Origin of the sequence: Pseudaquabacterium pictum (genome assembly GCF_005403045.1) — a bacterium.
GTDB classification, from domain to species: domain Bacteria; phylum Pseudomonadota; class Gammaproteobacteria; order Burkholderiales; family Burkholderiaceae_C; genus Pseudaquabacterium; species Pseudaquabacterium pictum.
The window spans coordinates 452,032-474,483 of the sequence record NZ_BJCL01000003.1; the positions used below are offsets into that span (position 1 = coordinate 452,032).

Annotated in this window: 22 protein-coding genes; 7 read left to right on the plus strand and 15 right to left on the minus strand. The window is 72.1% G+C overall.

Annotated elements, in window-relative coordinates:
• Nucleotides 1-243: 243 nt before the first annotated feature.
• Genes FFT10_RS08990 through FFT10_RS09005 form a run of 4 tightly spaced genes read right to left on the minus strand, consistent with a single transcriptional unit; the run spans nt 244 to nt 4,177 of the window.
• Nucleotides 244-900, minus strand: coding sequence for a PEP-CTERM sorting domain-containing protein (locus FFT10_RS08990; RefSeq protein WP_137732452.1), 657 nt, complete (start codon nt 898-900; stop codon nt 244-246).
• 41 nt (nt 901-941) lie between these two features.
• Entirely contained in the window at nt 942-2,741 is a 1,800-nt protein-coding gene (locus FFT10_RS08995) for a Vgb family protein (RefSeq protein WP_137732453.1), read from the minus strand.
• A gap of 35 nt (nt 2,742-2,776) precedes the next feature.
• Nucleotides 2,777-3,829 (minus strand): TolB family protein, encoded by a 1,053-nt coding sequence (locus FFT10_RS09000; protein WP_137732454.1) that lies wholly within the window; start codon nt 3,827-3,829, stop codon nt 2,777-2,779.
• Between the two features lie 9 nt (nt 3,830-3,838).
• Nucleotides 3,839-4,177 (minus strand): hypothetical protein, encoded by a 339-nt coding sequence (locus FFT10_RS09005; protein WP_137732455.1) that lies wholly within the window; start codon nt 4,175-4,177, stop codon nt 3,839-3,841.
• A 300-nt stretch (nt 4,178-4,477) separates the two neighbouring features.
• Here FFT10_RS09005 and FFT10_RS09010 point away from each other — a divergent pair, with 300 nt between their 5' ends.
• Nucleotides 4,478-4,636: a DUF3149 domain-containing protein gene (locus FFT10_RS09010; protein WP_137732456.1), complete on the plus strand. Its 159-nt coding sequence runs from the start codon at nt 4,478-4,480 to the stop codon at nt 4,634-4,636.
• 3 nt (nt 4,637-4,639) lie between these two features.
• On the opposite strand, the gene FFT10_RS09015 is transcribed toward FFT10_RS09010, so the two are convergent.
• The 7 genes from FFT10_RS09015 to FFT10_RS09045 form a co-directional block, all read right to left on the minus strand.
• Complete coding sequence (locus tag FFT10_RS09015) at nt 4,640-5,146, minus strand: cupin domain-containing protein (RefSeq protein ID WP_137732457.1); 507 nt, start codon at nt 5,144-5,146, stop codon at nt 4,640-4,642.
• Nucleotides 5,143-5,934, minus strand: a complete 792-nt coding sequence (locus tag FFT10_RS09020; RefSeq protein WP_137732458.1) for an enoyl-CoA hydratase — start codon at nt 5,932-5,934, stop codon at nt 5,143-5,145. The genes FFT10_RS09015 and FFT10_RS09020 overlap by 4 nt, the downstream gene beginning before the upstream one ends.
• 25 nt (nt 5,935-5,959) lie before the next feature.
• Complete coding sequence (locus FFT10_RS09025) at nt 5,960-7,117, minus strand: GGDEF domain-containing protein (protein WP_162520726.1); 1,158 nt, start codon at nt 7,115-7,117, stop codon at nt 5,960-5,962.
• A gap of 124 nt (nt 7,118-7,241) precedes the next feature.
• The gene (locus FFT10_RS09030) at nt 7,242-9,041 is read right to left on the minus strand and encodes an ABC transporter ATP-binding protein (protein WP_137732460.1); all 1,800 of its coding nucleotides are present in this window, start codon (nt 9,039-9,041) and stop codon (nt 7,242-7,244) included.
• Entirely contained in the window at nt 9,038-10,807 is a 1,770-nt protein-coding gene (locus FFT10_RS09035) for an ABC transporter ATP-binding protein (RefSeq protein WP_137732461.1), read from the minus strand. The genes FFT10_RS09030 and FFT10_RS09035 overlap by 4 nt, the downstream gene beginning before the upstream one ends.
• Before the next feature lie 82 nt (nt 10,808-10,889).
• Nucleotides 10,890-12,851 carry a TRAFs-binding domain-containing protein gene (locus tag FFT10_RS09040; RefSeq protein WP_137732462.1) on the minus strand — a complete coding sequence of 654 codons (1,962 nt, stop codon included), beginning with the start codon at nt 12,849-12,851 and terminating at the stop codon, nt 10,890-10,892.
• Between the two features lie 74 nt (nt 12,852-12,925).
• Nucleotides 12,926-13,693 (minus strand): SDR family NAD(P)-dependent oxidoreductase, encoded by a 768-nt coding sequence (locus tag FFT10_RS09045; RefSeq protein WP_137732463.1) that lies wholly within the window; start codon nt 13,691-13,693, stop codon nt 12,926-12,928.
• A gap of 60 nt (nt 13,694-13,753) precedes the next feature.
• On the opposite strand from FFT10_RS09045, the gene FFT10_RS09050 reads away from it, so the two are divergent.
• Complete coding sequence (locus tag FFT10_RS09050; protein ID WP_137732464.1) at nt 13,754-14,473, plus strand: hypothetical protein; 720 nt, start codon at nt 13,754-13,756, stop codon at nt 14,471-14,473.
• A 14-nt stretch (nt 14,474-14,487) separates the two neighbouring features.
• On the opposite strand, the gene FFT10_RS09055 is transcribed toward FFT10_RS09050, so the two are convergent.
• Both FFT10_RS09055 and FFT10_RS09060 read right to left on the minus strand, forming a co-directional pair.
• A complete protein-coding gene (locus FFT10_RS09055; RefSeq protein WP_137732465.1) occupies nt 14,488-15,099 on the minus strand; it encodes a flavin reductase family protein in 612 nt (203 codons plus the stop codon).
• 8 nt (nt 15,100-15,107) lie between these two features.
• Nucleotides 15,108-15,752, minus strand: a complete 645-nt coding sequence (locus tag FFT10_RS09060; RefSeq protein WP_137732466.1) for an RluA family pseudouridine synthase — start codon at nt 15,750-15,752, stop codon at nt 15,108-15,110.
• Between the two features lie 125 nt (nt 15,753-15,877).
• On the opposite strand from FFT10_RS09060, the gene FFT10_RS09065 reads away from it, so the two are divergent.
• Genes FFT10_RS09065 through FFT10_RS09075 form a run of 3 tightly spaced genes read left to right on the plus strand, consistent with a single transcriptional unit; the run spans nt 15,878 to nt 18,337 of the window.
• Nucleotides 15,878-16,330 carry a Spy/CpxP family protein refolding chaperone gene (locus tag FFT10_RS09065; protein ID WP_137732467.1) on the plus strand — a complete coding sequence of 151 codons (453 nt, stop codon included), beginning with the start codon at nt 15,878-15,880 and terminating at the stop codon, nt 16,328-16,330.
• Nucleotides 16,331-16,361: 31 nt separating this feature from the next.
• Nucleotides 16,362-17,069 carry a response regulator transcription factor gene (locus tag FFT10_RS09070; protein WP_373282487.1) on the plus strand — a complete coding sequence of 236 codons (708 nt, stop codon included), beginning with the start codon at nt 16,362-16,364 and terminating at the stop codon, nt 17,067-17,069.
• Nucleotides 17,066-18,337, plus strand: coding sequence for a sensor histidine kinase (locus tag FFT10_RS09075; protein ID WP_137732468.1), 1,272 nt, complete (start codon nt 17,066-17,068; stop codon nt 18,335-18,337). The genes FFT10_RS09070 and FFT10_RS09075 overlap by 4 nt, the downstream gene beginning before the upstream one ends.
• Here FFT10_RS09075 and FFT10_RS09080 read toward each other — a convergent pair.
• Together FFT10_RS09080 and FFT10_RS09085 are read right to left on the minus strand one after the other, a co-directional pair.
• A complete protein-coding gene (locus tag FFT10_RS09080; protein WP_137732469.1) occupies nt 18,306-19,163 on the minus strand; it encodes a DUF3047 domain-containing protein in 858 nt (285 codons plus the stop codon). The two genes, FFT10_RS09075 and FFT10_RS09080, sit on opposite strands and share 32 nt — an antisense overlap.
• 143 nt (nt 19,164-19,306) lie before the next feature.
• Nucleotides 19,307-19,567: a hypothetical protein gene (locus tag FFT10_RS09085; RefSeq protein WP_137732470.1), complete on the minus strand. Its 261-nt coding sequence runs from the start codon at nt 19,565-19,567 to the stop codon at nt 19,307-19,309.
• A gap of 496 nt (nt 19,568-20,063) precedes the next feature.
• Here FFT10_RS09085 and rsgA point away from each other — a divergent pair, with 496 nt between their 5' ends.
• Nucleotides 20,064-21,188, plus strand: coding sequence for a ribosome small subunit-dependent GTPase A (rsgA, locus tag FFT10_RS09090; RefSeq protein ID WP_228027018.1), 1,125 nt, complete (start codon nt 20,064-20,066; stop codon nt 21,186-21,188).
• Nucleotides 21,189-21,258: 70 nt separating this feature from the next.
• Nucleotides 21,259-22,449, plus strand: coding sequence for a GGDEF domain-containing protein (locus FFT10_RS09095; protein ID WP_137732471.1), 1,191 nt, complete (start codon nt 21,259-21,261; stop codon nt 22,447-22,449).
• Nucleotides 22,450-22,452 lie beyond the last annotated feature (3 nt).

Consider the following 22,452-nt stretch of genomic DNA (forward strand, 5'->3'; position numbering starts at 1 on the left):
CTCTGCATTTGTACCGATGGCATGGTGTGGCCATCGGCGTACGCTGGGCCTGTCGTGGCGTGCTGACCCCGTGCTGCCGTGAAGTTGCCGGCAGCGGCGTTGCAGCCTTCCGCGGCGTTTGCGATGAGGAGCATTGCCCCCGGCGCGCGTTGCGCCGGGGGCTCTTTTTTGGGCGGCCACGGGCCCGCCAACGCAGAAGGGCCGGCAGATGCCGGCCCTTTTTCCATTGCAGCGCGGAGGCTGTCAGCCTGCGGCGGGTGCGCCGGTGCGGCGGCGGCGTGTGGTGGCCAGGCCGCAGCCCAGCAGGGCCAGGGCCGCCAGGCCATAGGACGCCGGCTCGGGCACGCTCACGGTCGGGCAACTGCCAGTGCCCACCGCAACGCAGGCGCCGACGTAGCGCAGGTCCAGCACACCGGCGTTGCCCAGGGCGTCCAGCCGGCCGGTGACCAGGCGCGCAAAGTCAGGGTCAGCGCCGAAGTTCAGCAGCGACACGCCATCGGCCGTGCCCAGGAAACTGAAGCGCATCAGCGTGAAGCCGTCGCCTTGCAGACCGTGCAGTTCGTCGTCAGTGAGGAACGACGTGAGGTCACCGCCTGCGTTGCCTGCCGCCTGGTCGGCTGAAGCGTCGACCAGCACGTTGGAGAACCCGCCAAATTGCGTCAGAAACTGGGTGATGACCGAGATGTTCAGCACGCCGGGGTTGTAGAGCAGATTCAGGTCGTAGGCGCTGGCGATCTCACCCACGCTGTCGAGGCCGCTGATGACGATGTCGACGTTGACGGCGTCGCCAAGCGCGATGGTCTGCTGCGCGGGCAGGATTGACAGCGTGGGGGCCGCCAACGCTGAGGTGAGCCCGCACATCCCGAGGATGGCGGCTGCTGCGATGCGGTGGAACTTCATGGTGGAACTCCTTCGGGCGAGGACTGTGATGGGAGCCGAGGTCACGGGGCGCAGTTCGGCCGTGTGCAACGGGTGGCGCAGGTGCGGGTGTCGACCACCGTGATCTTGCGGTCGCCGTTCGGATCACGCGGATCGTTGACCGCCACCGTCTGGCCCAACGCGGCGCGGATCAGGCTGACATCGTTCCGGTCGACGTCACCATCGTTGTCGATGTCGCAGGAAGTCGTGCGGCTCTGCACCGTCAGGTCATAGAGAAGCGGCGACTCGCCCGCGGTGTTGGCATTGAACCGGACCTGCACCTGGAGGAAGCGGCCCGTCGCGCTGAAGGCCACGTTCTTGGCCACCGGGGCGTAGGCCACGAGCGGCAAGCCCAACACGGTGTCGGCTGTTCGCACCTGCACCTGCACGCTGGCGCCGGCCGGCACCAGATCGTTCCATTGCAACGTGCCCCAGGCCAGGCCGTTGCTGGAGCCGTCGAGCACCGCCGTCCAGGTGCCGGTGTTGTTGGTCGAGTTGCGGATGGCGAAGCCGGCCGCGTCACTGTAGGTGTAGGGCTGGTCGCCGACCGGGAACACGCCCAGCGGCGTGCCGTCGCTGCCGCGGAACTTCGACACATTGGCCGTGGTGCGGTGGATCAGCCAGACGTCATTGTTGGCATCGATGGCCACACCCCGCACCTCGCCGGTTCCACCCTGGTTGGGTCGGCTCCACAGCACCGCGCCGCTGGAATCGAACTTGGTGACCCCGCCGCTGGAATAGTTGCCGGCGATGATGTTGCCGCTGCCGTCCACCGCAATGCCCAGTGCGCCGTAGTTGCTGGCTGCCGGGGTGTCGAAGGTGTTGGTGCCCGGGTTGAAACGGGCGAAGGGCTTGCCGTTGGCGCCACCGTAGGTGGCCAGGTAGACGCGGTTGTTGCCGATGGCGATGCCATAGTTCGACATGCTGAAGTTGAACGACGTGACATTGCTCGGGTTGCTGGTGTCCAGCCGGCCCAGGCTGTTGCCGAGGTCGGCGCTCCACAGGATGCCGGCCGAATCGACCAGACAGCCATAGGGCGTGACCGGGAAGGCATGCGGCCCGCTCAGCGTGGCGCCGTTGGACGACGACACCTTGTAGTAGGCGCGGCTGTCGAACAGGCCGACCCACAGGTTGCCGTCCGGCGCGATGCACAGGCTGCGGCCGAGCCGCCCATTGACGAAGGGGGCGGTGACACCATCCGGTACCCGCACGGCCCAGGCGATGCGCTCGTCCTGGATCTCGTTGGCATCGATGTAGCCATTGCCGTTGGTGTCGGCCAGCGGCTTGATCTCGGCACCGTTGATGACACCGTTGTTGTCGAGATCGCTGGAGGTGTCGATGACGGTGTTGCCGTTGCGGTCGATGCCGCCCTCGGCCAGGATCTTGATCAGCACCGCGCTCTTGCCGTCGAAGTGGCGGTTCAGCACATACGCGTTGCCATTGATGTCGACCGCGGTGCGCGACGGTGCTGGCCCGGCATAGGCATTGCCCAGGTGCGACGAATGGCCCGCCTGACCGGCCGGGCCGAAGCCGGTGCGGTAGCGCGCCGTCTCCTTGTTCAGGTTGGTGTCGATGCGTGACAGCGTGTCCTCGCCGGCATTGGCGATCCACAGCACCGGGAAGGTGGTGCCGATGCGGTTGAGCTGCAGCTGGTTGTTGCCCGGGGCGTCGTGGTTGACGCCATCGAGCGTGCCCAGGTCGAAATCGGCGTCCACGGTGTAGACCTTGGTGACGGCCAGCGAGGCTGCCGAGAAGGCGGCCAGGCAGACCGCGCCTGCCGCGATCAATGCGCGCAGCGGTGCGGTGGGGCGGTGCAGTGCCATGTCAGTGTTCCTCGGGCGGGGGTTGTCTGGGGCGCTCAGCGCCGCGGGGTGCCGGCATCGGCGACACGTGCACCCGGCACGGGCCGGACACGCGGTTGGAGATCCTGGCCGGTCACCCAGGTCAGTTGCTGCAGGTCGGTGCCGTCGCGGGCGACGCTGAAGATCGCCGGACGCACGGTGCGGGTGCTGGTGAAGAACACCCGCTGGCCATCGCGGTGCCAGGCGGGATGCAGGTCCTCGCGGGTCGACTGCGTCAGCGCACGTGCGCCGCTGCCGTCGGCGTCTGCCAGCCAGAGGCTGCTGGTGCCATTGCCGCCGGTGTTGCTGACCCAGACCAGTTGCCGACCATCCGGCGAGAACGCCAGCGAGTGGTTGAAGGCCTGGTTGGCGATCAGCGTCTTCCGGTCGCTGCCATCCAGCGCCACCGACGAGATCGTCACCGCGTCGTTGCGCCGGGTGCCGTAGAGCACGCGGCTGCCGTCCGGCGACCAGACCGGCTCGACATCGTCCACCTTGGGCGTGCTGGTCAGGTTGCGGGCCCCGCTGCCGTCGGCGCGCATCACCCAGACATCGCGCCGGTCCTGGTTGCGCAGGAAGGCGATGTGGCGGCCGTCCGGGCTCCACACTGGCGTGGTGTCGTCCTCGTCGAACGTGGTCAGCCGCTGCTGGGCGCTGCCGTCGCTGCGCATGGTGTAGATCTCGAGGTTGCCATCGCGGTTGCTCGAGAACGCCAGTTGCTGGCCATCGGGCGAGAAGCGCAGCTCGGAATTGACATGCGGCCCCGAGGTCAGCTGCCGCACCTGGCCGGTGGCCCGCTCATGCATGAAGATGTGGGCATGCGGTCCGACGGTGGCCACGTAGGCGATGCGGTCGCCCAGCGGCGACCAGTGCGCCTCGGACACCGAGCCGCCCTTAGGCACCAGGCGCAGCGGTCGGCTGCCATCCAGACCCATGGCCCAGATCTCGAAGACGCTGTCCCGGTTGGACAGCAGGATGAGGTCGTCGTGTGCCGCCTGGGCCGCGCCGGCGCCCAGGCCGCAGGCGGCGAGCACGGTGGCCAGCAGATGGCGATGCCAGGACGTCGACATGCCGGCCTCTCAGGGCAGGAAGTTGATCGTGGTCCTGGCCAGCTCGGCCCCGGCGCTGCTGTGCACCGCAACTTCCCAGCGCCCGCTGGCGTTCGCCGCGACCCGGTGCGAGACGCGGCCCTGCGGATCCGTGACCGCGCCGAACGATGCCTTGGCCCCGCCCGGTGCGGTCACCACCACTGTCACCGCGCTGTTGGCCGGCAGGCCGTTGCCACTGACGGTGGCCGTCTCGGCCAGCTTGATCACCGACGGCCCGGCCAGCACCGCAGCGGGCGTCTGCGCCCCGGCGGTGGCTGCGGCGGCGGCCAACAGCACCAGTGCCAACGCGCGGCGGTGCGTCAAGGACAAGGAAAAGACTTCAGCAATCATGGTGGCGCTCCCCACAGGCAACAGCCTGAATGTAGGCATGCGCCCCGTGGCCCACCACCCCTACCTGTGGTGCCGGAATCGACCGTTTCCTACCCTGGTTGAGGGACACCGCCCAACCGCAGCCAGCGTATACGCGTGGCCGCGCTTGATGGCGGTCAACCAGCCCAAGCGGACCCAGCGGCTTTCGGCTTCCGGTCTGCGCCAGCGCAAGTCTGGGCTGGGAGTTCGGGCGTCAGATGCGGGTGTCGCAGCACACCGCTGCACACCGAGGAGCCCACCATGCATGCCCTGCGAGACTTCTTCACCACCGACTACGGCCTGCTCAGCGCCGCCGTCATCGCCCTCACCCTGGGCATGGGCGTGTGGTACGCCCGCTTCTTCCAGCGCCACATCCGCGAGGACACCGAAGCCGCCGCCCGAGCGGCCCGCGCGCGCTGAACCTCAGAGCAGCCGCGTGGTGTCGGGCTGCATCCGCGGCAGCGCCTGCACCAGGGCCGGATCATCCCGGCCGAAGGTGAAGTCGGCGAAGTCGAAACCCGGGCCCACCGTCGCGCCCACCAGGGCATAGGACGCACCAGGCGCCGGCTCGGCGGCTTGCCACCAGTGTGCCGGCACCACATGGCGCGGGCGCTGGCCGCCGGCATCCGCCGGCGCCAGCAGGTGCAGTTCCACCCTGCTCAGGTCGGGCGGCACCAGCCACAGCCGCAGCGGGCCGCCTTCCAGCAGGTGCCAGGCTTCGTCGGATGCCACGCGGTGCCAGGCCGAGCATTCACCGGCGGCCAGCAGGAAGTCGATCGACGTCAGCGCCTGGCGCTGGCCGCGCCCGTCGGGATGCGGGCTGGCATCGACCGAGCGGAAGATCTCGCGGTACCAGCCGCCTTCGGGATGCGGTGCCAGCTGCAGCAGCTGTACCAGGGTGCCGGCGCGGCCGGCCGGCAGGGCGCTCATCCGCCGGCGCGGTTGCGGGCGCGCACCGCCTCGCGGCGCTGTTCCACGTCGTCGGCGCCTACCTGGCTGTTGAATTCGCGGGCGCGGGCCTTCTCCAGCGCCATCGCGTTGCCGCCGGCCAGGGCCCAGCCGTCGTTGATGATGGCCTTGTAGCGGGTCAGCATGTGCGGCAGCGTGCCCAGCATGTCCTGCGCCAACTGGCGGGCTGCGGGCAACAGGTCGTCGGGCGGCAGCACCCGGTTGACGAAGCCCCAGGCGGCCGCCTGCTCGGCGCCGACCCAGTTGCCGGTGAACGACACCTCGCGCGCGCGGTAGGCGCCGATGGCGCGGCTGAGCTTCTGGCTGAGGCCCCAGCCGGGCGCCACGCCGATGCGGGCATGGGTGTCGGCGAAGCGGGCGCTGCTGCTGGCCAGCAGCACGTCACAGGCCAGCGCCAGCTCGAAGCCGCCGGTCACCGCCGCGCCGTTGATGGCGCCGATCACCGGGCCCGGGTAGCGGCCGATGGCGGCCACCGGGTCGCCACTCGGCCGACCATCCGATCCACCCAGGCTGCCCTGGCCCGACCCGATCTCCTTCAGGTCCAGCCCGGCGCAGAAGGCGCGGCCAGCGCCGGTGAGGATCAGAACCCGCACTGCCGGGTTGGTGGCCAGGGCGTCGATCTGGTCGGCCAGCGCCCGCATCAGCGCCTTGTTCAGCGCGTTCATCGCCTGCGGGCGGTTCAGCGTCAGCACGGCATAGCCGGCGGGGTGGAGTTCGGTGCTCAGGACGTCGTCGGTGGGGGCGCTCATGCGGTGGTCTCGTCGTGGGGTGGGGTCAGTGCAGGATCTCGACCCGGTTGCGGCCGTTGCGCTTGGCCTGGTAGAGCGCGCTGTCGGCGCTGTGCACCAGGGTGGCGGCGCCGCCGCCGGCCAGGGCCACCGCCGCGGCCACGCCGATGCTCACGCTCAGTGGATGGCCGCCGGGCACCAGGTCGCTGGTGTCGGTGGCGGCCACCGCACGGCGGATGTGCTCGCCGATCTCCATCGCGCCGGCTGCCGCGGTGCCGGGCAGCACCACCGCGAACTCTTCGCCGCCGTAGCGGGCGGCCAGGTCGCCGGCACGGCGCACGTTGTCGCGGATGACGCGGCCCACGCGGGCCAGGAAGGCATCGCCCACCTGGTGGCCGAAGCGGTCGTTCAGCGCCTTGAAGCGGTCCAGGTCGATCATCAGCAGGCCCAGCGGCGTGGCGTCGCGCAGGGCCCGGTACCACTCCTTGTGCAGCGTGGCGTCGAACTGGCGGCGGTTCGCCAGGCCGGTCAGCGCATCCGTGCTGGCCAGGGTCTTGAGCTCGGTGTTGGCCCTGTCCAGCGTCTCTTCGAAGCGGCGGCGCTGGTCGGCATCGCGCAGCGTCACCAGGTAGTCGCCCAGGCCGTTGCCGGGCGGCAGCCGGGCCACGCGGGCCTCCACCCAGCGGGTGCTGCCGTCGCGGTGCAGGGCGCGGAAGAGATCGGGCACGCTCTGGCCGCGCTGGGCGGCGCGGGTGAAGTGCCGGGCGATGAAGGCGGCGCGGTCTTCATGGGCCAGCAGCTCGGCGAGGGTGTGGCCGTGCAGTTCCGCCGGCTCGCAGCCCAGCAGCCGCGCCGTGGCTGGCGAGGCATAGCGGATCGCCAGGTCGGCATCGACCGCGACGATCAGGTCGATGGAATGCTCGGCCAGCAGCCGGAATCGCATGTCGGCGGCGTCGGGGCCGGCGCGGCGCTCCTGCAGGGGCGGGGCTGGCGGGGTCGCCGGTGCCGGCGTCGCCGCGCCAGCCGGCCCGGCAATGTGCAGCTGGCGGCCGTCACTCAGCACCAGGCTGGCCGACGCCAGCGCTGTGCCGGCCGTCGGCACACCGGCCAGGGGCTGCGGCGCCGCGCCGTCTTCCGAGGCCGACAGCCACACGCCAAAACCACTCAGAAGGCGCGCCAGCGCATGCAGATCGGTCTCGTTCAACCCCAATTCAGCCCCTCGTCCCATTGTTCAGCAACCCGACCGTCGCCCTGGCTGTCGGCGGCATCCGATGCTACAGGCCCTGGCCTGGCTGCCGGCCTCGACGACCCGGGATTTTCGCCGCGGGTCAGGCGTCGTCGCCGTCGTCGCCCGCCAGCCGCTGCAGTTGCACCAGACGCTGGTACAGACCGCCCTCGATGGCCATCAGCTGCGCATGGCCGCCACGCTCGGCGATGCGGCCGTGGTGCATCACCACGATCTGGTCGGCGTCGCGGATGGTCGACAGCCGGTGGGCGATGGCCAGCACCGTCACCCGGCCGCGCAGGGCCGCCAGGGCGGCCTGCACATGGCCTTCGGTTTCGCTGTCGATGTGGGCAGTGGCCTCGTCCAGCAGCAGGATCTTCGGCTGCCCGGCCAGCGCGCGGGCCATGGCGATCAGCTGTTTCTGGCCCACGGAGATGCGTGCCCCGCCTTCGCCCAGCGGCGTGGCATAGCCCTGCGGCAGCGCGGCGATGAAGCCGTGCGCATGGGCGGCGCGGGCGGCGGTCTCCACCTCGGCATCGGTCAACGGCCGGCCCATGGCGATGTTGTCGCGGGCGCTGGCGGCCAGCAGGAAGGGTTCCTGCGGCACCAGGCCCACGGCCTGGCGGAAGGCGGCATCGCCCAGGCTCTCCAGCGGCTGGCCGTCCATCAGCAGGCTGCCCGCCGGCGCCGGGTAGAAGCGCAGCAGCAGCGACAGCAGCGTGCTCTTGCCGCTGCCGGTGTGGCCGACGATGCCGACGAACTGCCCCGGCTGCACCTGCAGGTCGATGCCGTGCAGCACCGGGTGGCCCGGCTGGTAGGCGAATTGCAGGCCGCGCACGGTGATGGCGCCGGCCAGCACGCCGGCCGCGCCATCGCGTACCGGCTCGGCCGGCTCCTGCAGCAGGGTGTTGACCCGTGCTGCCGCCACCACCGCCTGCTGCAGCTGCGAGAACTGCATGGTGATCTGGATCAGCGGCTCCACCACCCGGGCGATGTAGCCGACGAAGGCATACAGCACGCCAACCTCCAGCGCCGACAGCCCGGCGCCGCCCGGCACCTGGCGCAGGCCGTAGAAGCCGATCACCGCCGCCAGCAGGCCGACGTTGAGCAGGTCCAGCGCCGGGCGCAGCAGCCAGGCATTGGCGCGCAGCTCGCGCCGGCGGCTGCGGAAGTGGGCCTCGTTGGTGTCGGCAAAGCGCTGGCTGAAGCGCCCGGCCGCGCCGCTGGCCTGCACCACCGCCATGCCGGCGATGGATTCGGCCGCCTGGGCATTGATGTCGCTGCGCAGTGCCCGGGTGCGGGCCACCGCCGGTGCCGACAGCCGCTGGTACAGCCAGACGATGCCGGCCACTGCCGGGATCAGCAGGGCCACCACCAGCATCAGCCGCCAGTCCAGCAGCGCCATCACCACCAGCGTGGTGGCCAGCATGATCACGCTGTCGAGCATGACGAACAGCAGCTGCACGTACAGCGTCTTCACCGCCTCGGTGTCGTTGGTGATGCGGCTGACCAGGGCACCGCCGATGGCGCGGTCGAAGTAGGCCATCGGCAGCCGCAGCACATGACCGTAGACCTGCTCGCGCAGCCGCTGCACGCTGCGCATGGCCACGCCGGCCAGCCGCACCAGCTGCCAGTAGCGCAGGGCATTGGCCACCCAGCCGGCCACCAACGCACCGCCCAGCAGGCCGGCGATGGCCGGCAGGTCGGGGTTGCGCGGCAGCAGGTAACTGTCGATGAAGGCCTTTCCCAGCACCGGGCCCAGTGCCTCCAGGCCCGCGGCCAGCACCAACCACAGCGCGGCAGCGCGCAGCGTGGCCACGTCGGGCGCGGCGCTTTGCACCAGCAGGGCGAAGGCGGCGCGGCGGTCGTTGGCATCGGCCTTGGCCTTGGTGACGTCGGTCATGCCGCGTCCCCGTCGGATTCCAGCGAGGCTTCCAGCTGCTGGACCTGCCACTGCGTCGCGTACCAGCCGGGATGGCCGTCTGCCTCGTGGGCCAGCAACTGCGCATGCGTGCCGCGCTCGGCCACCTGGCCGTGGCGCAGCACCAGGATCTGGTCGGCATCCATCACCGTGGCCAGCCGGTGGCTGACGATCAGCACCGTGCGGCCCTGCCGCTGCTGGCGCAGCGCCTGCAGGATGCGCGCGGCGGTGCCGGTGTCCACGGCCGACAGCGCATCGTCCAGCAGCAGCAGCGGCGCATCCGCCAGCAAGGCACGGGCGATGGCCACCCGCTGGCGCTGGCCGCCCGACAGGGTGATGCCACGCTCGCCCACCGGCGTGGCATAGCCTTGTGGCAGGGCGGCGATGTCGTCATGCACAGCGGCGGCGCGGGCCGCGGCCTCGATCTGCGCCGGCGTGGCATCGGGCCGGGCCAGGGCGATGTTCTCGGCCACCGTGGCCGAGAACAGGAAGGCCTCTTGCGGCACCCAGGCGATGCCGGCGCGCAGCGCGGCCAGGGTGAAATCGGGCAGGGCGGTGCCACCCCAGGTGATCTGGCCCTGCGCCGCCGGCCACTGGCGCAGCAGGAGCTTGACCAGGGTGCTCTTGCCGCTGCCGGTCGGGCCCACCAGGCCAAGCGTCTGCCCGGCCGGCAGGTGGAAGCCCACGCCGGCCAGCGCGGGCTGCACCGCGCCGGGGTAGCTGAACTGCAGGTCCTCGGCCACCAGCGTGCCGGGCACGGCCTGGGGCACCGTGCCGTGGTCGTCCACGCTCAGCGGCGCGTCCAGCACCGGGCCCAGACGTGCCCAGGCGGCGCGGCCGCGCTCGATCAGCGCCAGCACCCAGCCGGTGGCGAACATCGGCCAGATCAGCTGGCCCAGGTAGAGGCCGAAGCTGGTGAGCTGGCCCACCGTCATCTCGCCGCGCCAGACCAGCCAGCCGCCGAAGCCCAGCGACAGGGCCATCGCCGCGTTCAGCGTGCCGCCAACGGCTGGCTCGTAGGCCGCCTCCCAGCGCTGGGCCTGCAGGCCGCGGGCGGCGGCGGTGCCGGCCAGGGCGCCGAACTGCGCTGCGTTCTGGCCGGTCAGGCCCAGCGCGCGCAGCGTGCGCAGGCCGGCGATGCTCTCCTGCACCTGGTCGTTCAGCGCGCCGAAGGCATCCAGCGCCTGGCGCGAGGCCGCATGCAGGCGGCGCGAGATCCACCAGAAGCTCAAGGCCATCAGCGGGAAGGGCAGCAGCACCACCGCGGCCAGGCGCCAGTCCACGCCCAGCGTCATCGTGCCCACCACCAGGGCCAGGGTCAGCGTGCCGTCGAAGCCGGCCAGCAGCGCCTCGCCGGCGGCCAGCTCCACGGCATCCACATCGTTGGTGGCCAGGGCCATCAGGTCGCCGGTGCGCTGGCCCTGGTAGAAGCGCGGGCCCTGCTGCGCCAGGCGCTGGTACAGCTGCACCCGCAGGCCCACACCCATGCGGTAGGCGGTGGCATAGAGCTGCAGCCGCCAGGCCACCCGCAGGCCGTAGATGGCCGCGCCGGCGGCCAGCAGCCAGCCGATTTCCACCCACAGCGCCGGGCCGCTCAGCTGGCGCGCCACCAGGGCGTCGACCATGTGGCCGATCTGCCGTGGCATCCACACGCCCAGCAGCGCGATGACGGCCAGCATGCAGCCCGACGCGGCATAGGCGCGCCAGTGCTGGCGCACGAAGCCGGCAATCAGCTGGAACAGGGTCATGGGGCGGGCGGGCGGCCCTGGCATCGGTCAGGGTCCGTCAGGGAAGGGGCGCGGATTCTACGGTCGGCGCCCCACCCGGCGGCTACAGGCTGTCGGTCTCGATCACCACCGCCCGGCCGGTGCGCCGCTTGACCTCGTTGACCATGTGCTCGGTGCCGCCGGGGCCGTCGCCCGGTTGGCCGTCCCACAGCGCAATGACGCGCACCCGGTCGATGCCGCCGGACAACGCGGTGTTCAGCAGCCACAGATTGCAGCGGGCATACGGGTCGACGCCGGCCGGCGCCGGACCCAAGGCTTGCGGTGCGCTGAGGATGGGCCAGGCGGGGTCGAGCCGGGCCACCACTGCGTCGTAGCGCTGTTGCCATTCGGTGCCGCTGGGCGCCACCGAGGCCTGCAGGAAGGCCGGCTCGTCAAAGGGCTGCAGCAGCTGCAGTTTCATGCCGCAGGCCTGGGCGGCCTCGGCGAACAGCAGGTCGCCGCCGGCCGCGCCCTGGGTGATGGCGAGGTCGTCGGGGCCGGCCTCCAGCCGGGCCAGTTCCGCGGCGATGCGCTGGGCTGCCGCCGGCACCTTGGCCGCCGGAAAGCGCGGTACCGGCCGGTCGGGTGCATCGACGATGTGGCCCGAAAACAGGACCACCTGGCGCGGCCGCCAGTCCTTGTGCGGCGCCGGCAGCCTCGCCAGCGCCCGGTCGAAGGTGGCGATGGCGGCGTCCACCGCTTCGGGCCGGAAGCCCAGCAGGCGCAGCAGGTCCAGCCCCTGGCGGGTGGAGCTCAGCGAGAACCAGTCGTTCTCGACCAGGCGGATCGCCTCCTTGTAGGCGGTGGTCACCTGCTGCGGCGTGCCGGTCAGCACGTCCAGGTCGCCCAGCGTGGCGGCGGCCCAGAAGTTCGGGCTGCGGGCATGCTCGCTGTAGGCCGCCCAGCGCACGCCACCCAGCAGCGCCGGCAGCTCGGCCGCGTAGTCCTGGCGCTGGGTGAGGTGCTGGAACAGGCACATCAGCGTGGCCGCGTTGATGCCGGAGTAGTAGTGGTTGGCATCGGCGCGGAAGCCCGTCCGGTAGCTGTTGATCGCGGCGATCAGCAGCGCATCCTCGTAGCCGGCGTCGTCGGCCATCTGTGCCGGCGTGGCGCCGGGGCGGTTCCAGGCATCGGTCCAGGCGTCCTTGTCGATGCGGCCCAGCAGCGCCCAGGCCTCGGCATCCTGCGGCCGTGCCTCCAGCAGCTTGCGGTAGTGGTCGCGGGCGTCGTCGTTGCGTTCCAGCCGCTGCAGGCAGATGCCGCGCTTGTAGCTGGCCTTCAGGTGGCCGGGCTCGGCCGCCAGGCAGGCATCGAACTCCTCCAGCGCCAGCTTGAAGCGCTCCATCTTCAGCAATGCCTCGCCGGCGGCGAAGCGGGCATCGGCGCGCAGGGCCACCACCGGCGTCTCTTCCGACAGCACCAGCACATCGCCCGGCCGCTTGTTGCGCTGCGCCCGCTTGACCTGTGCCTCCCAGGCGGCATGGCGCTCCCAGAACTCGCGTGCATCGCCCACCTTCAGCTGCTTCCAGTCGGGCTCCTGCAGGTTGTCGACCAGGCGGTAGACCGGGCTGATCTTGCGGCCATGCCAGCTGGCCAGCGTGGCCTGGGCCATCTCGGCCAGCTTGGCAATGTCGGCGGCCAGGAAGTCGGGGTCGGGCGCGCCGTCCTTCAGGTGGTAGCGTAGCTTGCGGTCGGTGTAGATGTCGAAGGGCGTGCCGTCGCGCGGGCCCTGCACCAGCACCACCCCGCGCGAGCGCAGCGCATGCCGCACGCCCAGCTCGTACCAGACATTGGGGTTGTCGATGGTCAGGTCGGCGAGCACCAGGTCGGCGATCAGCAGCTCCTGGAACATGTCGCTGCGGATGTCGCCGGCCGACTGCTCCTCGTCGGCGCGGAACACGTCCAGCCCGGCTGCTTCCAGCCCCGGCTTGATGTACTCGGCGTACACGCGGTTGAAGAAGATGGGTTGGCCATCGGGCCCGTTCTTCTTGCCGAAGGGCATGGCGACGAATGCGTGCAGCTTCATGGGCGCTCCTGTGGGGAGCGCGCAGCATCGCCGCCGGCCGGGCGCTTGGCAAGCGCCGGGCTGGGGATGGTGGCTCAGCCTTCCCGGATGTCGGCGATCGGGTCGGCGCCGAAATCGGCCCGCTGCAGCCGCGCCAGCAGGGCGCGGGCGCAGTCGGCGGCGCTGGTCAGCTGGCCCTGGGCATGCAGCGCCGCAAAGCGCGATTGCTCGGGGAAGGCGGCGGCATCGGCGCCACGCAGCTCGGCCTGCATGTCGGTGTCGACCACGCCGGGCGCCATCGCCACGATGCGCGCGCCGTTGGGCCGCGCCGCCTCTTCCAGCGCCACCGCGCGGCTGAAGTGGTCCATGCCGGCCTTGGCGGCGCAGTAGGCGGCGCTGCCGGCCATCGCCCGCCGGCCCAGGCCGGAACTGATGTTCAGCACCTTGCGGGCACCGGGCCAGGTGGATGTGGCGGCCAGGAAGGCGCCGGTCAGCAGCAGCGGCGCCTCCAGCCCGGCGCGCATGGCCAGCGTCAGCGTCGGCAGCGGCACCTGGCCCAGCGCGGCGGGCAGGCCCACCACGCCGGCGTTGTTGATCAGCGTGGCACTGGTGACGGTGCTGGCGTCGAAGCCGGCCAGCCAGGCGGCCAGGTGCTCGGCCACCGGCTGCGGGTCGGCCAGGTCGGCGGTCCACTGGGTCAGCGGCACGCCGGCGGCGTCCGCCTGCGCCTGCAGGGCGGCGTTGCTGCGCCGTGCGATGCCCAGCAGCACCTGGCCGGGCTGCAGCAACTGCGCCACCAGGGCGGCGCCCAGACCGCGGGATGAGCCGGTGACGATGGTGAGGTGGAGCGGTGTGGTGGTCATGGGCCGAGGATACGCGGTGCCCTGTCAGCCTGCCGCAGGCTGCGCAGAGACAATCGATGCATGCAAAGACCTTGGGTGCTGGCCTTGGCCGCAGGCGTGATCGTGCTGCTGGTGGCGTTCGCGTTGCCTGTGCTGCGCATGGGTGGCAGCAGCGGCGCGCTGGCGGGTGACGACACGGCTGCCGGAACCGGCTTGCCCTGGCAGGTCAGCCGCCTGGGCGAGGGCCGCACCCAGGTCTTCGGCCTGGAGCCGGGGCGCGACACCCTAGCCCAGGTGCAGGCCCGGCTGGGCGATGCGCTGCAGGTGGCCCTGGTGGCCCGCCTGGGCGAGCAGGGCGCGCTGGAGGCGCTGGCCGACCCGTTCATGGCCGGCTTCGTCTCCGGGCGCCTGGTGCTGGCCTTTGACGTGCCGGCCAGCCAGCTGCAGGCCTGGCGCGCCGGCGCCGGCAGTTCCGAGCCGATGGAAGGCGGCGTGCGCCGCTTCAAGCTGCGTGCCGACCACCGCCAGCAGGCCGCGCAGGCGCGCCTGGTGGGCCTGAGCTTCCTGCCCGCGGTGCGGCTCACGGGTGACGATGTGCGCCAGCGCTTCGGCGCCCCGGCCGAAGCGCTGGACCAGCCCGGTGGCGCCCAGGTGCTGCTCTACCCCGAGCTGGGGCTCAGCGCGACCGTGGCGCCGGGCCAGCGCGGCGTGCTGCAGTACGTGTCACCGGCCGACTTCGCCGACCGGCTGCGGGCGCCGCTGCTGGCCGCCGCCCAGCAGGCCGGCCAGCCGCCGCGCTGACGGCCGCCAGGCGGTCAGCCCGCCGCCAGACCGGGCAGCAGTTGCCCGCGCAACCCATCCCCCGGCAGCACGAACTGCCCGCCGCCCAGATGGTGCAGCGTGCGCAGCGCCGGTGGCGCGGCATCGAATTGCCAGCGGCCGTTGACGAACACCCGGCCGTCGGCCTGGGCGCCCAGCACCTCGGCCAGGAACAGGTCGTGCGCAGCCTGCACCGCCGGCCAGGCGATCACCCGGCACTCCAGCCAGGCCACGCAACCGGCGACCAGCGGCGCTTCGCCATGGCGTCCGGCAAAGGTGCGCAGCGCCAGGCGCTCGAACTTGTCGGTGCCTGCCTCTGCCAGCGCCGCGCCGCTGCTGCTGCCCACGCTGAAGCACAGGTCGGCCTGCGCGGCGCAGGGCAGCTGCAGCGCGAAACGGCCGCTGGCGTCGATCAGCCGGCGGGTGAAGGTGGCCTTGTCGATCACCACCGCCACCTTGGGCGGCTCGAAGTCCAGCGGCATGGCCCAGGCGGCGGCCATGAGGTTGCGCTGTCCGCCATGGGCGGCGCTGACCAGCACCGTGGGGCCGTGGTTGAGCAGGCGACTGGCCTGGGCCAGGGGCACGTCGATGCGATGGGGATCGGTCATGGTGGTCATCAGAAGGGCGCGGGGCTGTGGAAGGCATGGTCGCCGTGCGTGTCCTGCCAGGCCAGCCGGCAGGCATGCAGCAGCAGGCGCGGGGCGGCGGCCAGCGCGGCCGGCGTTGCGTACAGCGCATCGCCCAGGATCGGGTGGCCGATGGCCGCCAGGTGCAGGCGCAGCTGGTGGGTGCGCCCGGTCAGCGGCTGCAGCGCCAGCCGGGTGGATCCGGCAGCGGCATCGCGCGCCAGCACCTGCCAGCGGGTGACCGACGGCTTGCCGGCCGCCCGGTCGACCTGCTGGCGCGGGCGGTTGGGCCAGTCGGGACCCAGCGGCAGATCGACCTCGCCGGCCTCGTCGGCCAGCAGGCCGGCCACCACCGCCTCGTAGCGCTTGTCCATCTGCCGCTCGGCGAAGGCGATCGACAGCGCCCGCTGCGTGGCCGCACCGCGGCCGAACAGCACCAGGCCGGAGGTGGCCATGTCCAGCCGGTGCACCACCAGGGCATCTGGGCAGCGGACCTGCACCCGCGCGGCCAGGTTGTCGGCGCCCGCCGGGCCGCGGCCGGGCACGCATAGCAGGCCTGCGGGCTTGTCGGCCACCAGCAGGCGGTCGTCCTGGTGGACGAGGGTCAGGGTGTCGGCAGGGCGGAGCGGCAGCATGCAGCGCGCGAGCCTACCCCAGCCGCCGACAAGAAACGATACACGCCGATACCGCAGCGACAGGACCGCAGCGCGGTCCGTCGCCACCATGGAGGCCTGTTCAACACCTACCCCTGGAGCACCCCATGAAGACCTGGATCCGCCGCAGCCTGATCGGTATCGCTGCCTCTGCCGCCCTGCTGGGCGGCCTGGCCGCCTGCTCGCACGGTCACCACCGTGGCCCGATGAGCGAAGCCGACATCGTGCAGCTGCGCGAGCGTGTGATCGACAAGGCCGCCAGCAAGCTGGACCTGGATGCCACGCAGAAGGCCCGCCTGGCCACGCTGGCCGATGCACTGCAGGCCCAGCGTGCCGCGCTGATGGCAGGCGGCCAGCCGCGCACCGAACTGCAGGCGCTGATCGCCGGTACCAGCTTCGACCGCGCCAAGGCCCAGGCCCTGCTGGACGGCAAGACCGGCGCGGTGCGCGACAAGGCGCCGGCCGTGCTCAATGCCTTCGGCGACTTCTACGACAGCCTGAAGCCGGCGCAGCAGCAGATGCTGCGCGAGATGCTGGCCAAGGGCCGGCGCTGGTCCTGAACCTGCGGCACCCGGCGGCCGCTGTGCCACCATGCCGTCCGTGCACCACCTGCTGCTGATCGACGACGACGAGCACCTGGCGCCGCCGCTGGCGGCCTACCTGCGGCGCTTCGACTTCACGCTGGAGGCGGCGCTCACGCCCAGCGCCGGCTTCGCACGGCTGGCCGCCGGCGGCGTCGACGCCGTGGTCCTCGACGTGATGCTGCCCGAGATGGACGGCTTCGCGGTGTGCCGGCAGATCCGCCAGACCAGCAGCGTGCCGGTGCTGATGCTCACCGCCCGCGGCGAGCTGAGCGACAAGGTGGTGGGCCTGGAGCTGGGTGCCGACGACTACCTGCCCAAGCCCTTCGAGCCGCGGGAGCTGGCGGCACGGCTGCAGACCATCCTGCGCCGCGCCCGCCCGGCGCCTGCCACCACCACGGCCGCGGCCGCCGCGCTGCTGCAGTTCGACGGCCTGCAGATCGACCTGGCCCGCCGGGCCGTGCTGTGCCAGGGCCAGCCGGTGGAGCTGACCGGCACCGAGTTCGAACTGCTGGTGCTGCTGGCCCGCGCGCCGCAGCGGGTGTTCCACCGCGACGAGATCCTGAACCACCTGCGCGGTCGCGATGCGGAGCTCTACACCCGTGCGGTCGATCTGCTGGTGAGCCGGCTGCGCCGCAAGCTGGCGCCACTGGAGGCCATCAAGACGCTGCGCAATGCCGGCTATGCGCTGGCGCTGGCGCCACGGGCGGCGGCATGAGTGGCGGCTGGGCGCACCGGCTGCGGCACTCGCTGCAGGCGCGGCTGGTGCTGGTGTTCCTGGCGCTGGCGCTGGGCACCACGCTGCTGTTCGTGTCGGCCACGCGCGAGCTGTTCTCCACCGGCTGGCGTGAACTGGCCCGCCCGCTGGTGGCCGACTACCTGGACCGCCTGAGCGCCGACCTCGGCAGCCCGCCCGATGTGGCGCGGGCCCAGGCCCTGGTGCAGCGCCTGCCGCTGTCGGTGCGCATCGACGGGCCGCAGGTGCAGTGGACCTCGCACCCGCAGCGCGATCGCCACGGCCCGCGCGATCCGGAGTGGCGCGACGCGCTGGAACGCCGCAGCGCCGACGGCCACCGCATCCGTTTCGGGCTGGACTGGGGTGGCGCCGGCTGGCAGGACCGGCCGCGCTGGTTCGGCTGGGCCATGCTGGCGGCGCTGCTGGCGCTGACCGCCGGCGCCTGGGCCTGGGTGCGCCTCCTGTTGCGGCCGTTGGGCGACATCCAGGCCGGTGCGCGGCGCTACGGCGACGGTGACTTCTCCCAGCCCATTCCGCAGACGCGGCAGGACGAGCTGGGTGCGCTGGCGGCGCAGGTCAATGCCATGGCCACCAGCCTGCAGCACATGCTCGCCGGCCAACGCGGCCTGCTGCTGGCCATCAGCCATGAGCTGCGCTCACCGCTCACCCGCGCCCGCCTGCATGCCGAGCTGCTGGATGACGGCGCCGAGCGCGCCGCCCTGCTGCGCGACCTGGGCCAGATGCGCGACCTGATCAGCGATCTGCTCGAAGGTGAGCGCCTCGCCGGCGGCGCCGCGGCATTGCAGCGCGAGGCGGTCGACATCCATGCGCTGGTGCAGGACCTGGTTGATGGCAGCTTTGCCGGCCGCGGCATCACGCTGCAGCTGGCGCCCGGCATGCCGCTGGTGCAGGCTGACCGCAGCCGGCTGCAGCTGCTGCTGCGAAACCTACTGGACAACGCGTTGCGCCATGGCGCCGGCACGCCGGTGCAGGTGCAGGCCGTGGCGCAGGGCGATGGCTGGTGCCTGCGGGTGCGTGACCACGGGCCAGGCGTCGACCCGGCGGCGCTGGCGCGGCTGGGCGAGCCGTTCTACCGGCCCGATGCGGCGCGCAGCCGCGGCGCGGGTGGGGTGGGGCTGGGGTTGTACCTGTGCCGGCTGGTGGCGCAGTCGCACGGCGGCACGCTGCAGTGGCGCAACGCTGCGCCGGGGCTGGAGGTCAGCTTCTGCCTGCCTGCCCGGCCAGCGTGATGTCGCCGTACCAGGCCTCGAGCTGCAGCTTCAGCGCGTCGGCATCGGTCAGCACGCCCACGCCGATGATGGTGCCGGGCGCTTCACCGTACACCCGCCGGAAATCGGCCACCACGTCGCGCTGGTAGTGCAGCCAGCGGCCGGCGCGCTGGCCGCCTGATTCCACCGTCAGGTACTGGATGCGGCTGGTGCGGTGGTTGCGGTGCACCGATTCCACCGCATGGCGGCCACCATCCCACACATACATCAGCGTGGCATAGGGCAGGCGCTGGCCGGTGAACAGCTCCACCTGGTCGAAGAACAACCGGTCCCGCAGCGACAGGCGGGTCTGGTCGCCGTCGAAGGCCAGGATCAGCCGCGCCGGGCAGTCGTCGAGCACCGCTTCGGACACATCGGCCTGGGGCGCCACCTCGCGCACACGCCAGCTGAACTGCAGCTGGCCCTGCTCGGCCGGATCGATCTGCACCGCGCAGCGCAGGCCGGTGGCCGAGGCGCTGGCGCGGGCGTTGAGCACACGGCGGTCGCCGTCGCGCACGACGGTGTAGCGGGTGCGGGTGAGATCCCGCCGCAAGGCATAAGGCCGCCAGCCTGCAGGCGGCTGGCCCGGCACGGCCTCGGAGAACGGCACCACCTGGGGCGCCGGCACCGGCTCGGCCACGGCGTCGGAATGCGGCTCGCCGGCCGGCGGCGCACTGGCGCAGCCACCAAGGCCCGCTGCGGCGGCACCCAATCCCAGCGCGCCAGCCAGCCAGCGGCGGCGTGGCCAATCCTCGGAAGCCGCCGGCCCGTCGAACCCGGCGGCGGCCGGTGCGCACTTCGGCAACATCCCGCAACCCCTGCAATGCCCGGCAGCACAGCGCGCCGGAACTTCCGGGCGCGATGCTAGCGGCGCGGCGCGCCTTGGGAACCCCCGGTTTGTCTGGGGTGGCGGTCGGGGCGGGCGGGGTCAGCCCGCTGCCAGCGGCAGGCTCAGCGGCCGACGCCGTCCATCGCCCGCAGCGCGGCGGCGCGCAGGTCGGAGGCGAAGCCGGGCTCGGTCGGCTCGACACGGGCGGCCCAGTCGAGCACATCCTCGGCGGTGCGCGGCTCCTGCTTGCCCAGGCTGAGCTGCCAGCGGTCCAGGCGGCGCAAGCCCTCGATCAGCATCGCGGCGCCATTGGCGAACCACAGCGAGCCACGGGGAATGGTGAGGCGGGCAGGGCGCCCGTAGGTCATCGATGCACTGGTCATGGTGTTGACTCCATCAGTTGCACAGCACCCGGATCGGGTTCGTGTTGCAGTGCAGTATAGGGTTTTCCCTTGCTCCTGGCGTCCTTTGGGACTTGTCCGCTGTCAAGAAGCTGTGTCGGGCTTCACACCGCCGCTGGTTGCGGTGGTGCCTGCACCGCTTGACGCCGGGCGCCGCCTTGCCCACACTGCGCCACCTTCCACCACTTCGAGGAGCGTGCCATGAACAAGATCGCCATTGCCCCCTCGTCGGACCGCGCGGCCTGAGCCTGCGCACCGGCGGCCATCCGGCCGCCGTGGTTGACCCGGGCGCCTTCGGCGCCCAAGCGCGCGCAGCCCTGCTGCCGCTGCGGACCGACCCCTCTCCATCCATGCCCGTGGTGGTGCGCGCCCCGCGCCGCCACCACATTGGCCTGTGCCGCCATCGGGTGGCCGGGCGCCGGCTGGTGGATCCGGGTTGCCGTGCGGCACCGGACCACCGGTCTTCCGGATTGCGCAGATGCAACAACCGATCGATTTTCCCGCCCTGCAGGCCATCGGCCTGGGGGCGACGATGCAGGCCCGTCTGGCCTGCGGTGTCGCCGACCCGCTGGCGCGCCCGATGCGCCTGCTGGAAGTGCAGCGCGGCCACTGGCTGCTGCACGATGGCCACCAGGTCCACCGTGCCCGCTGTGCCACCGCGCTGCAGCAGGACTTGCTGGCCGAGGGTGAAGCCCTGGCCGTGGGCGACTGGGTGCTGGCCCGGCCCGACGACCCCGGCGGCTGCTGCATCACCTGCCGGCTGCTGCCGGTCAACCAGCTGACACGCCGCACCGGCAGCGGCGGCCGCGCCGACCCGCGCGCCGGGGTGCAGCGCCAGGCCCTGGTCAGCAATATCGACACCGCGCTGCTGGTCATGGGCCTGGACCACGACTTCCAGCTGCGCAGGCTGGAGCGCTACCTGGCCCTGGTGCAACTGGCTGGCGTAGCGCCTGTGCTGGTGCTGAGCAAGGCCGACACCGTGGCGCCGGCGCTGGCCGCGCGGCGGCTGGCCGAGGCGGCCGACATCCTGCCGTCGCGCACGCCGGCGCTGGCGCTGGACATGCGGCAGGCCGATGCTGCCGGCGCGCTGTCGGCGTGGCTGCAGCCCGGCCAGACGCTGGTGCTGCTGGGCAGCAGCGGCGCCGGCAAGAGCACGCTGGCCAACACCCTGCTGCTGGCCCACGGCGGCGCGGCCGGGCGCGACACCGGCGCGGTGCGTGACGACGACAGCCGCGGCCGCCACACCACCACGGTGCGCAGCCTGCTGCCGCTGCCCGGCGGCGCCTGCATCATCGATACGCCCGGGCTGCGTGCGCTGCGGCTGGATGTGGACGACGCCGGTCAGCTGGCCGATGCCTTTGGCGACGTGGCGCGGCTGGCGCCGCAGTGCCGCTTCCGCGACTGCCAGCACCGGCAGGAGCCGGGCTGTGCGGTGCGGCAGGCGCTGGACGGGCCGCGGCTGGACAACTACCACAAGCTGCTGCGCGAGGCCCAGCGCGACCAGCTGACAGTGCTGGAGCGCCAGGCCCAGCTGGCGCAGTGGAAGCAGCGCGGCCGCGCTGGCGCGGCGCGTGCCCGCGCCAAACGCCAACCCGACGCCTGAGCGTCCAGCCGCCGGAGGGCCGCGCCGGGGCGGGCATACTTCCGCCACCGGCCGAACCTGGCCTGCCGCCATGCTGCTGCACATCCCCACCCTGATGCTGGCCCTGCTGCTGGGCTTTCTGCTGCTGACGCTGGCACTGGGCGTGTCGCAGCAGGGCGTGCGCGCGCGGCCCGAGATCCGGCGCTGGACGCTGGGTTGCTGGGCGCTGCTGGGTGGCTTTGCCATGCTGGCCGCGCGGGTGGTGCTGCCGCTGGAGTTGTCGGTGGTGCTGGGCAATGCGCTGGTGTGCCTGGGTCTGGCCCTGTATGCGCAGGCCCTTTACCTGCTGCTGTGCGGCCACACCGGGCCACGGGCGCTGATGCAGGTGCAGCCGGGCATCTGGCTGGCCCTGCTGCTGATGCTGGATTGGCCGCTGAACCAGCGCACCGCCGTGCTGTCGCTGGTGTACTGCGCGCTGCTGCTGCCCAGCGTGCTGGTGATCGGGCGCCATGGCTGGCGGGCCGAACGCTCGCTGCGGGTGGTGGCCACCACGATGGCCTTGTCCGTCGCCGCGCATCTGGTACGGGCGGTGCACGCGCTGCTGCATCCCGATGACTACGGCACCCTGATGCAGGCCAGCCTGGGCCAGGGCCTGACCTTCCTGGTGGCCTTCATCTGCCTGCTGGGTGCGGGTTTCGGCTTCGTGCTGGCAGTGTTCGAGCGGGTGGCGAGCCAGATGGAGGAGATGGCCACCCGCGACGGCCTCACCGGCTGCTGGAACCGCAGCACCACCGATGCGCTGCTGGCCCACGAGCTGCAGCGCGGCCACCGTGCCGGCACGTCGGTGGCCTTCGTGCTGCTGGACCTGGACCATTTCAAGCAGGTGAACGACCGCCACGGCCACCGCACCGGTGACGCCGTGCTGCGCGCCTTTGCCGATGCGGTGCGGCGGCGGCTGCGGGCGTCCGACGTGTTCGGCCGCACCGGCGGCGAGGAGTTTGGCCTGGTGCTGCCCGACACCGAGGTGGCCGGCGCCCGCTGGCTGGTGGAGGCGGTGCGCCGCGAGGTGGAGGCGCTGGCGCTGACCGACGAGCGCGGCCAGCCGGTGAAGGTGACGGTGTCGGCCGGCGTCGCGGTGGCCGATGCCCGCAGCCGGCTGTCGGGCGACCGGCTCTACGGCCAGGCCGACCAGAGCCTCTACGAAGCCAAGCGCGCCGGCCGCAACCGGGTGGAGGTGTACGGCATCACCGCCGGCGCGTCTGCCGCCTTGCCGCTGACCTGAACC